Source organism: Actinoallomurus acaciae (genome assembly GCF_042429965.1).
In the GTDB taxonomy this organism is placed as follows: domain Bacteria; phylum Actinomycetota; class Actinomycetes; order Streptosporangiales; family Streptosporangiaceae; genus Actinoallomurus; species Actinoallomurus acaciae.
The window spans coordinates 1-10,270 of sequence record NZ_JBHLZP010000302.1; the positions used below are offsets into that span (position 1 = coordinate 1).

At 67.8% G+C, this 10,270-nt stretch carries 10 protein-coding genes; 4 read left to right on the forward strand and 6 right to left on the reverse strand.

Annotation, left to right across the window (positions count from 1 at the left end; genetic code table 11):
* The 3 genes from ACFFNX_RS31410 to ACFFNX_RS31420 all read right to left on the reverse strand — a co-directional run.
* A partial coding sequence (locus tag ACFFNX_RS31410) for a TIGR02680 family protein (RefSeq protein ID WP_378209496.1) occupies nucleotides 1-1,607 on the reverse strand: 1,607 nt, incomplete at its 3' end.
* Nucleotides 1,608-1,627: 20 nt separating this feature from the next.
* Entirely contained in the window at nucleotides 1,628-2,791 is a 1,164-nt protein-coding gene (locus tag ACFFNX_RS31415; RefSeq protein ID WP_378209497.1) for a TIGR02678 family protein, read from the reverse strand.
* The gene (locus tag ACFFNX_RS31420) at nucleotides 2,784-4,322 is read right to left on the reverse strand and encodes a TIGR02677 family protein (protein ID WP_378209498.1); all 1,539 of its coding nucleotides are present in this window, start codon (nucleotides 4,320-4,322) and stop codon (nucleotides 2,784-2,786) included. Before ACFFNX_RS31420 ends, ACFFNX_RS31415 begins: the two co-directional genes overlap by 8 nt.
* A gap of 597 nt (nucleotides 4,323-4,919) precedes the next feature.
* On the opposite strand from ACFFNX_RS31420, the gene ACFFNX_RS31425 reads away from it, so the two are divergent.
* Together ACFFNX_RS31425 and ACFFNX_RS31430 are read left to right on the forward strand one after the other, a co-directional pair.
* Nucleotides 4,920-5,294: a hypothetical protein gene (locus tag ACFFNX_RS31425; RefSeq protein WP_378209499.1), complete on the forward strand. Its 375-nt coding sequence runs from the start codon at nucleotides 4,920-4,922 to the stop codon at nucleotides 5,292-5,294.
* A 104-nt stretch (nucleotides 5,295-5,398) separates the two neighbouring features.
* A complete protein-coding gene (locus ACFFNX_RS31430) occupies nucleotides 5,399-5,710 on the forward strand; it encodes a hypothetical protein (protein ID WP_378209500.1) in 312 nt (103 codons plus the stop codon).
* 302 nt (nucleotides 5,711-6,012) lie between these two features.
* On the opposite strand, the gene ACFFNX_RS31435 is transcribed toward ACFFNX_RS31430, so the two are convergent.
* From ACFFNX_RS31435 to ACFFNX_RS31445, 3 genes are all read right to left on the reverse strand, one after another.
* On the reverse strand, nucleotides 6,013-6,555 hold the full coding sequence (locus ACFFNX_RS31435; protein WP_378209501.1) for an integrase core domain-containing protein: 543 nt from the start codon (nucleotides 6,553-6,555) through the stop codon (nucleotides 6,013-6,015).
* A gap of 581 nt (nucleotides 6,556-7,136) precedes the next feature.
* On the reverse strand, nucleotides 7,137-8,177 hold the full coding sequence (locus ACFFNX_RS31440) for an IS3 family transposase (RefSeq protein ID WP_378209502.1): 1,041 nt from the start codon (nucleotides 8,175-8,177) through the stop codon (nucleotides 7,137-7,139).
* Nucleotides 8,174-8,593 carry a transposase gene (locus tag ACFFNX_RS31445; protein ID WP_378209503.1) on the reverse strand — a complete coding sequence of 140 codons (420 nt, stop codon included), beginning with the start codon at nucleotides 8,591-8,593 and terminating at the stop codon, nucleotides 8,174-8,176. The genes ACFFNX_RS31440 and ACFFNX_RS31445 overlap by 4 nt, the downstream gene beginning before the upstream one ends.
* Before the next feature lie 127 nt (nucleotides 8,594-8,720).
* On the opposite strand from ACFFNX_RS31445, the gene ACFFNX_RS31450 reads away from it, so the two are divergent.
* Together ACFFNX_RS31450 and ACFFNX_RS31455 are read left to right on the forward strand one after the other, a co-directional pair.
* A complete protein-coding gene (locus ACFFNX_RS31450; protein ID WP_378209504.1) occupies nucleotides 8,721-9,377 on the forward strand; it encodes a DUF2637 domain-containing protein in 657 nt (218 codons plus the stop codon).
* Nucleotides 9,378-9,637: 260 nt separating this feature from the next.
* Nucleotides 9,638-10,213 carry a hypothetical protein gene (locus tag ACFFNX_RS31455; protein WP_378209505.1) on the forward strand — a complete coding sequence of 192 codons (576 nt, stop codon included), beginning with the start codon at nucleotides 9,638-9,640 and terminating at the stop codon, nucleotides 10,211-10,213.
* Nucleotides 10,214-10,270: the final 57 nt, after the last annotated feature.

The following is a 10,270-nucleotide window of genomic DNA, read 5'->3' on the forward strand; positions in this document are numbered from 1 at the left end:
TCCACGGCGGTCGCGGCGGGATTCTGCCCGTCGGCGGTCTGGGCCCATTCCTCCAGCGATGCCAGGACGGCGTCGGGGTCGTCCACCCGGATCTCGGCGAGCCCGGCGAGGTAGGTGAGGTAGGCGTCCAGCAATTTCGCCGCGCCCTCCCGCGTCGAGGCTTCGGCCGCGTCGATCCGCTCGGACGCGGTCTGCAACTCGCCGAGCAGCCGTTCCGCCTCGGCGGTGGCGGTCTCCAGCCGGCTCCGGGCGGCGGCGACGGTGGACATCAGCCGGTCGAGTTCGGCGAGGGCGCGGGACCGGTCTTCGGCCAGAGCGCCGGTGACACGGCGAGCCGTGTTGAGATCGGCCTGCCAGTCTTCGATCGCCTCGGCGTGGGCCGGACCGCATCCGGCGACCTCGGCCAGCACCGCCGAGCGATCCCGGACGGCGGCGAAGACCTCTTCGGCCTCACCCGTACGCGAGCGCGTCGTCTCGGCCCGCGACTGCTTGTGCGTCGCCTCGCCGGACAGCTCGTCGCGGTCACGCTCACGTGCCCTGGCGTACGCGTCGCGCCGTCGTGCCTCCTCACCCATCTGCTCGATGCGCTCGGCGTCCCGCATCTCCGGGCTGGCCTCGAGCGCGTGCCGTCGCGCCTCCAGCCGGGTCTTCTCCGCCGCCAGCTCCTCCAGCAGCCCGGTGGCCTCTGTCAACGCGGTCTCCGCCGCCGCGAATCGCGTCTCCGCCTCGGTGAGGTCACGGTTCAGATGCTCATAGCGGCTCTGCGTGAGGCGCGGCCCGGCGGCGTTCCGCTTCGCCGCGATCCGCGCGTACCTGGTGTAGTGCCCGAGGAAGTCGGTGGCGGCCTTGTACGCCTCTTCGAGGGCGCGCAGCGCGTCGCGCTCCTCGTCGAGGCCGCGGAACGCCTCCGCCACCGTGGTGATCAGCGCCGGGCTGAGCGGCGGCAGCGCCTCCGTCAGCGCCCGGGACAGCAGCCGCTCATCCGGCTTCTTCGACAGCTGCGGCTGGCGGAGCTGGATCAGCAGGTTGACCAGTGCCTCGTAGCGGTGCTCGCCCAGGCCGAACAGCGCGTCGTCCACCGCCCGCCGGTAGTCCGACGCCCGGTCGTAGACGAGCCCGTGGCCCTCCACCGCGTCACGCAGTCTCTCCCGCGTCAGCGACACGCTCCCCTCCGACACCAGCGACAGGTCCACGCCGACGCGGCGGGTAGTGACGAAGAACCAGTGGCGGACGATGCCGCGGTCCTTCACCGCCTTCAGCCCGCACCCCAGCGTCCGGTACTCCTCGGTGCCGTCCGGATGCCGGCGGCCGAACTCCAGCCATGTGTAGCCGAGCCGCTCGGGATGCGGGTGCCTGCCGCCGAGCAGCAGGTTCCACTCCATGCGCTTCTGCCGGTCGCCGTCGGGCTCGACCCGGTGCGGGGACAGCTCTCCGTCCAGCAGGAACGGCAGCGTCAGGGCCAGGACCTTCGACTTGCCGGTGCCGTTGTTGCCGCGCAGCAGCAGCCGTCCGTCGTGGAACCGGAACTCCTCGACGTCGTAGTAGAACATGTCGACGAGCCCGGCACGCAACGGCTTCCAGCGCTCGGACGTCGGAGCGGGAGGCACCCCCGTCACCGTACGGTCCGTCATTCCGCGGCCCTCCCAGGTTCCCGTATGGTCGGTTCCTCTACGGCGTAACGCGCGATCGCGGGACGCGCCCGGACACCGTCCGGCAGCACCTCCACCAAGCGCAGCGCCGTCAGCTTCCCGAGCGCGATGTCCAGCAGCTCCGCAGCGGCGCCCGGCTCGGTCACGCCCTTGCGCCAATAGGACTTGTGCCGTACGGCCGCGTCCCGTACGAACGCGACCAGCTCGTCCCGCCCGGCCCCGGCCCGTCCGGACAGATACTCGGCGATCAGCAGCGTCACATGACCGTCGGTGCGCTGTTCGGGCATCCGCACGTCGGTCAGCTCGTCGTCCGGGTCGACCATCGCGACGCCCTCGGCCCGCACCTCGGCGACGAGCCCCGTCGCCTCCTCGATCCGGCGGGTGATCGCGACGCGCTGGGAGGTCAGGTAGGCGCGTTCGGCGTCGTCCAGGTCGTCGTAGTACACCACCGGATCCTCCAGCAGCCTGCGGGTCAAGCCGCGCCGCAACGCCCGGTTGCGCAGGTCGTCGGTGTCGGGAACGGGCTCGTCGGTCAGCTCGGCCAGTCGGTCCTCAAACCCCGCCGCGGTGACCGTGGAGGGACCCCGAACCCCGGTGAGCAGGGACGCGAGAACGACCCGGCGCACGTCGTACAGGACGTCTCCCGTCGTCGACAGGTAAGACTCCTCGTCCCCGGACACCCGCCGCAGCACGCCCCAGCCGAGCAGCAGCCGCACCACCGCGACCAGATCGGACCGCTCCGCCCGGCTGTCCAGCGTGAACGGGAACGCCAGACCGGGCTCGGCGGCGGCGTTGAGCACCTCCTCCGCGAGCCGGCCCAGCGTCGTCTGCGCGTCGGACCGCTCCAGCGCCGCCAAGGCCAGACACAGCACCACGTAGCGGCGTCGGCCGAACGGCTCGCCGGCCTTGCCGCGCGCCGGATGCGTGCCGTCGTCCAGAGTCGGTGCCGTCTTGAACAGCCGCGCCGTCTCGGCGTCCACCTGGAGCCGCCAGCCCGTCTCCCGGCTCAGCCAGTCGCGCAGCTCCACCTGGTGACGCCGGACCAGCACGACGTCCTCCGGATCGGACTCGGTGGTCAGCAGCGGGCGCCGCAGCAGCGCCCGCAGCGCGGCCCGCCGCCGCGAGACGTCCTCATCACTCATGCAGACTCGTGATCTCGATGAGGTGCTCAGGCCCGCTGAGCACGCCGTCCTCGGTCAGGATGCGGACCTCGCCGCCGTCCGGGACGAGAGACAGCCGCACTTCCATCGATCCGTCCCCGGTGACCGCCTTCACCTCGGTGTCGCCCGGCAGCCGCGCCGCCAGCGCGTCCCCCAGCAGGGCCAGGAACAGTCGGAACGCCCGCGCGTCCAGCGTATCCAGCTCCGACAGGAGAACGGGGCCGTCGGTCCGCAGCCGCGCTCGTGCCGCCGCCGTCTCCGCGGTCTCCCGGTCGGCGCTCTCGCGCAGCAGCCGGCGCAGCCGCGACCGGTCCTGGACATGATTGGGCCTGCCCCGCCGTTCGTAGGAACCGGTACGGCGCAGTCGCGGCGAGATCCGCACCGGCGGCGCGTCCGCCCACGGCCGGCCCTGCGGCGCCTCCTCCTCCCAAGCCACCACGGTCGCGGCGGTGACGGTGAGGTGACGCGCGGACGTCAGCCCGAACGCCGCCCGCCACAGCCGGTGCATCGCCGCTTCGTCCGGCGCCTCGGCGAACCAGCGGGCCAGTGCCCGGAAATCCGCCGACCGGTCCGACCGGCCCGAGCGGCGCTCGTTCAACAGTCCCACTGTGTCGAGGAGCTGCTTGATCGCCGTCACCGCGGACTGGCGCAGCAGCCGCGCCTGCGACGGGAGATCCGCGCCGCCGGAGACGAACCAGTTCCGAAGGCCGCGCCACCGGTTACGCCACGACTCCAGCGCGCCGGCCTCGGCGCGTCCGAACGCCTCGGCGGCGTCCGCGCCGTCCGGAACCGCGTCGGACGCCTCCCGCCGCGCCGCCAGTCCGAGCAGCCGTTCGTGGCCGCGCGCCTCCACCTCGTCCAAGAGCGCCGCGATCCTGGCCCCGGAGTTCGCGAGGTCGGCGATGAACCGGTTGATGTAGTCGATGAGCCGCTCCTTGTAGGCGATGAACCCCTCGACGTCCCCGTCCGAGAAGTCGATCGCCCGCCGCAGCGACGACATGAACGCCTGCGCGTTGTCGGCCAGCGAGGAGAACCGGTCTGCCAGCGTCAGCAGCAGCAGATGGACCTTGGCCGGGTCCGGGTCGTCCTCGCCCGCCAGCGCCGACAGGGCCGCGAGCTGGTCGGCGATGTCGGCGAGCGCCACCGACTGCAGCACGCCGCGTTGCCCGATCGCCTCCTCATAGAACGCGATGGCCTGCTCGGCGGCATGACCGGCCGCGGTGAGCTGGAACAGGAACCGCTTGCGGTGGAAGTCCTCGACGGTGGTCACCCGGCCGGTGTCGGCGTCGGCCCGCAGGTTCCCCCACTCGACGAGCTTGTCGAGCGCCTGCGTGAGCTGTTCGTCGCTGTCGCGGCGCAACTCCGCGGCCACGTCCTCGGGGCGCAGATGAACGATGAAGCGTTCTTTCGCACGCTCGAAGGAACGCAGCACGTCCCGGTACAAATCCGCGTTCGGCGCGCTGAGATGAGCGAAGGGCTGCGTCCCCGTTTTGTCCGAGCTCAGGTCCAACATCACCCCATTGTCGCTCCCGTAGACGGATGAACGTCCCGACTCGGCCACATCGCGGACCGTCATCTGGTGGGTGAGAGCCCTGACCGGTTCCAAGACGGAGCAGAGGCGCCGTCGAAACCGGCGAGCCGGGGGAGGCCGGGGTGCCAGGTGTCCTCCTTCAACACGGCGAGCGCGGTGGTGTACTCGACCGTGTTGCCGTGCGGGTCGGCAGCGGGTCGGGCACGAGCGCTCCTTGTACGGATGACGGGGCTATGCCGGGAACGCTAGGCGGCTGCCAGGGACGGGCGGAAATACACATCCGTGACGGCAGGCATCAGGGGGCCGTTCTGGCCACGGAAGCCCAGGTCGATGAGGGCATCGCCGTGCCGGCGCCACAAGGCGAGCTGTGGTCCGATCTCCGCCGGCGAATGCCACGCCTACCTGCTCGACGAGAATCTCGACGCGCGACTCCAGACGACAGGGCCACAGAAAGAAGATTGCGCGGACGGGACGGAGCCGTAATCGTCGTCTCTCGCCCGTGTGGCCACGGGAGGTGCCGCCTCCGAACTCCTCACCGCAGCCGCTTCGGGCTGACTACGCGCCGCCGTCCTCGCCGGAATGCTGCGCGGTGCCGACGCCTGGGCCGACTTCGCCGGCCACCAGCTGACCGGACTCGACCACACCCGCACCTCCGCCCCGAACATTCTCGGCAGCAGCGACTATTCCGACTATGCCCGCAGGCAGTGCACCGGTGACCTGGCCGCCTGGCATCTGCTCCTGTTCGATCATTTGGAAGGCATCGCCGAGGATCTTCTTGACCGGCTCGTCACCCATCCCAAGCTCGCCGAACCCGAGCTCACCTACATCCAAGCCCGCCGGGCCGTGCAGACCGGCACCCCTGACCGCGCCCGAGCCTTGATGCGCGAATGCCTGACCGAACCACCCGGGCACCAGGACTTCGTGGCCTTCGCCAAGGAGATCGGCGCTCGCTGACAGCACCACGTACTGGGCTGGACTCACGGGCACCGTGGGCTCAATCCGCATTTCCGTGAGAACGGCGGCGCGGTCCGGCCGACCGCCTCGGTAAGGTGCGGGATGTGGCGAAGCGGAGCGATGCCGAGCTGGACACGTTGGTCGAGCAGGCCATCGTCGACGCGTACGGCGAGGACGAGCAGCTCTCGGCCTTCCACGTGATGATCGAGGACAATCTCGCGGTCCCGTTCCAGACCACCGTCCTGGGCGTCGAGGTGACCGTGACGAAGGTCGATCTCCTGCCGGGTAGTGGCATCGTCGCGATCTGTATCCGCAGGAAGCATCGTCAGGCGATCGGCATCCTGGATCTGCCGCTTCCCGATCCGCGCCCGGACGGCGCCGAATGGATTGAGGCCTTCCGGCATTGGGCCTGGTGACGACAAGGCGACGGTGAGCATCTACCAGTACTACGAGTTCCTGGCCATTGACCGTCCCCTGAACGAACGGCAGCAGGCCGAAGCCCACGCTCTGTCCTGTGCGGCGCTAAAACGGTGAACACTGGTGCTGAGCTGGGCGTATCGCGGAGCGATCAGGCAGCTCTGCGATACGCGCTGATCAGCCCGGTGACGGTCTTCCGACGGTGGATCCGGGCGGTCATCTCGATCACTTCGCCCAGATCGTGCAATGGCGGGCGAAGAGAACGGCCCTGATGCGGGCGATGATCGTTGAAATGACGTTCCTATTCAGCCAGGACACTACGCAGGTGACTTTCACCGTAGATCAGCAGGTGATCGAGGCACTCACGGCGTAGCGTCCCCACGAACCGCTCCGCGAATGCGTTCGCCCGAGGCGACCGGACAGGCGTCTTGATGATCCGTACACCGCTGGCGGCGAACACCTCATCGAAGGCGCGGGAGAACTTGCCATCACGGTCGCGAATGAGAAACCTGAAGGTGCTCGCGCGTTCACCCAGGTCCATCAATAGGTTCCGAGCCTGCTGTGTGGTCCATGCACCGGTCGGGTTGGAGGTGACGCCCAAAATGTGCACACGGCGCGTCTGGATCTCCATGACGTACAAGCGTTTGAAGATAACAGTGTCAACGTGTAAGAAGTCGCATGCCAAGATGCCGGTGGCTTGAGACGTCAGAAACCGCCGCCAGGTCGGTGACGCCCGGCGCGGCGCCGGTTTCAGACCGGCCGCCGCCAGGATCCGCCGGATGGTGCCTTTACCGATCCGATGGCCAAGACCGAGCAGTTCGCCCCGGATGCGACGGTGGCCCATCGGGGGTTCTCTCGGGCCAACCGGACCACCAGATCCCGCAGTTCGTCCGGGATGGGCGGACGTCCGACCGTGTTCTGGTACGTCCAGCGTTTGGTGACCAGTCGGCGGTGCCACGACAGTAGGGTGCCCGGTGTCACGATCCGATGGAGTCGAAGCCGCTTGGGCAGCAACCGGACCAGCGCGGCCAGCAGTGCTCGGTCCGCCCAGTCCGGTCTCGGCCGGGCGACCTGACGCCGCAGCACGGCGACCTCATGCCGCAGCACCAAAGATCTCCACCTCCTTGGAGGCGTCGCTACGCGTGAGGAGCATCAACCAGCCGAACAGCCGGACCATCAGCAGGTACAGGAGGCGCAGGAACACGAGCGCTGAGCATAGATGGCCAGGTCAGGAACCGTGGGCGAGTTATGGCACCGCACAGGGCATGACAGATCGACTAACGTGCCTTCAGTCGTGGTTATGGTCAGCCGACACGTGACAAAGACTCGTCTGGATCGATGTGAACGCTGACCGCTGAACCCCGGGGGGATGCTGAGACATCAACCGGTAGGTGTCAAGTCAAGCGAGACAGGGGCCGGTGATCGTTAGGCGGCGTGTTCCTCTTGGTCAAGGTCGGCTTGGCCGACGGTGTCTTGGTCGGGTCGGTTGATCCACGCGACGTCGGGGATCTTGGGCAGTGCGGGCGTCTGGGTGAACCGTCGCGGGTTGGCGGCGCGGAACGCCTCGATCGTCTCGGCTCGCTTGTGCTGGATCGCCTGCGCGGTGCCGATGTGGACGGTGAACGGCGTGTGCAGCCCGATCCCCGCGTGGTAATGCCGGTGATTGTAGTAATCGAAGAAATGATGGCAGAACGTCTCGGCCTCGTCGAGCGAGTCGAACTTCTCCGGGAACACCGGGCAGTACTTCAACGTTTTGAACTGCGCCTCGCTGTAGGGGTTGTCGTTACTCACTTTCGGTCGAGAGTGGGACTTGATGATGTCCAGGTCCGCTAGCAGCGCGGTCACCGGTTTGGAGGTCATCGAGGTCCCGTTATCGGAATGGATGGTTCCGGGAACGATCCCGCCGTTGGCGACGAAGGCGTTCTGCATGAACCGCTCGGCCAGCTCACCCGACTCGCGCAGATGAACCTCCCAGTGCACGACGCAGCGAGAGAAGATGTCGAGCATCACATACAGGTCATAGAACTGCCGCCGGCCCGGTCCCTGTAGTTTCGTGATATCCCAACTCCAGATCTCGTTGGGGGCACGGGCGGCCAGATACGGCTTCTTCTTCGCCTCGTGCCGGGCCTGAGCGCGCCGCTCCCGGACCTGGTCACGCCTGCGCAGCTCCCGGTACATCGTCGACACCGACGCCAGGTACACCCCCTCGTCCAGCAGCGCAGCCCACACCTGCCGGGGTGCCTTGTCAGCGAACCGGTCGCTGTTAAGCACCTCGATGAGTGCGGCCCGTTCGGTCTCGCTCAGCGCGTTCGGCGGCGTCGGCCGCACCGCCGGCCCACTCCTTTCCAGCACCAACTTCCGCCGCCGATAGAAACTCCCGCGCGGCACACCCGACAACGCACACGAAGTGCGAATCGGCAGATGCTCAACCAGCAGGGAAAGGGTTTCGTCCCGGCAGCAGGTCACGAGTTCTCGGTGTCCGCGCCCTCGGACATCATCTCCAAGAGCGCGATACCTTTTCCCATGATCTCCAGAGCGGCCTCGGTCTGGGACAGCTTCTTTCCCATCGCGGTGTTCTGCCGCTCCAACCGCGCCTTTTCCCTGCGCAACTGCTCCAACTCGACCTGCTCCGGCGTTTTCTCCTTCTTGGTGGCCGGGCGGCCCATTCCCGAGGCGGTCAGTTCACCGGCGTCCCGCTGACGGCGCCACTGCTGGATGCTGGATTCATAAAGCCCTTCACGGCGCAGCAACGCACCCTTCTCACCACGCTCGGCCGCGTCGTACTCCTCGACCATCCGCAGCTTGAACGCCGCGGTGAAGGTCCGCCGCTTCGGCCGATCGGCCCGCGGCCCGTCACCGGAAGGGAGGTCTTGGCTGGTCATCGTCACTCTGCTCGGTACCCGTTCTCGCCCTGCTCATGTCAGTTAGGGAACATCATCCCCTTCCGTCCCACTTCAGCCTGACACGGAGGGGTACGGGGAGACGTCATGGACGTCCACCCTGCTGCCGGTGTCGGTTGACGGGATGATTGTCGCTTCATCCATGACGTTGCTGGCTGACTCCAGGAACGGTCAGCGCAGTGGTCTGTTGCCTTGGACTCTGCTGGTTATTGGGAGCGCGGCGAGTCTGGCGGCAAACGTGGCCGTCGCCGAGCCCTCAGCCGTGGGTCGACTGATCGCCGCCTGGCCAAGCTGCGCCCTGATCGGCTCATACGAGCTCCTGATGCGCCAGGTCAGGCATGCCGCCGCCCGGAAGACGCCGCTTGCACTACAGGAGCCTGACACGAGCCCCGCGGCGAACGACGCCGGTTCATCTGCGCTTCATATGGCCCTGAACAGCGAAGTGGCTACTACATACGACACTCATACGGTTCCGGCCGATCCGCTCACAGCCTCATACGACGGCCATACGGGCAGCACCGAAGACCTCATACGGGACGCAGACGAGGCTCATCCGCAGGTGAATCGAGAGCTTCCAGGACCGAGACGCCCAGCATCGGAGCTGCAGCACAATGCATGGCAGTGGGCGATCGCCAACCGCACGCCGGCCGGGAACCTCCCCTCCGGTAAAGCGATCGCCGAACGCTTCGGCCGCAGGGAACGCTGGGGCCGCCTCGTCAAGCAGGCGGGAACAACGGGCCGATTGGACCTGGCAACCCACCAATGACCTCGCCGTCGGGAACCTCCCACCTCATTCGGCCCAGCCCTTACCCCTGCTGGTGGGTCGTTTAGGGCTCGGGCGTTGCCATCGGTGGTGGCGAATGGCTGCCACCGTTTGTCGGGGCAGCGACGGACCTGAAGGTTCGCGGCGTCCTCGGTGATCCAGTTGCGTTCGGTGCGCAGCGGCGCCCTGGTTCCGGTCCGATGCGATCGATCGCGCACATTGCGTCTGCCATGGTTTCGCTGTCCGCGTCGATGATTTCGAGTATGACGTGCACGCCCGACGGGCCGCCGAAGGTGAAGGCTGTTCTCAGGCGGGCGAGCTCGACGCTGCCCCTGAAGGGCACGGACGTCTCCCCGTCACTTTGGGATGTCGGCAACGGCTACCGCCGGGCTCCCGGAGCCGCGCTGGCCACCAACAACCTCGGGGACGGCCGCCGCTTCAGCCCCTTCACCGAGTTCCGCCCCGAAATCGCGATTGAGCTGCGGGTCCACGAAGACGGCGGCCTGCGCTTGTTCCACAGCCGCCTCTCCGGCGAACTCCGCTACGACGCCCAGGACTCTGAGCAGGTGCTCCTGGACGACACAGCCGTCAACCTCACCTGCCGCTTCCTCGCCCTGGTCCGAGCCGCTGCGGAAGAGGCTGGCTACTTCAACTGGGCGATGGCCCTCGGTGCCACAGGCCTCAACGGACTCCAGACCCACAGTGGAGCCACAAGCCCGGGCTTCGGCAACCCAGCACGCTACGACGAAGACACCTACACCGAAACAACCGCCGCCACCCGGGCCGAACTTACCCAAGCCCCAGGAGCCGTCACACGGCGGCTAGTACTACATAGCTAGATCATGTTGGGGATTTCGCTTCGTGAGTGTTCGGGGCATGCCACCTTGGTGGCATGC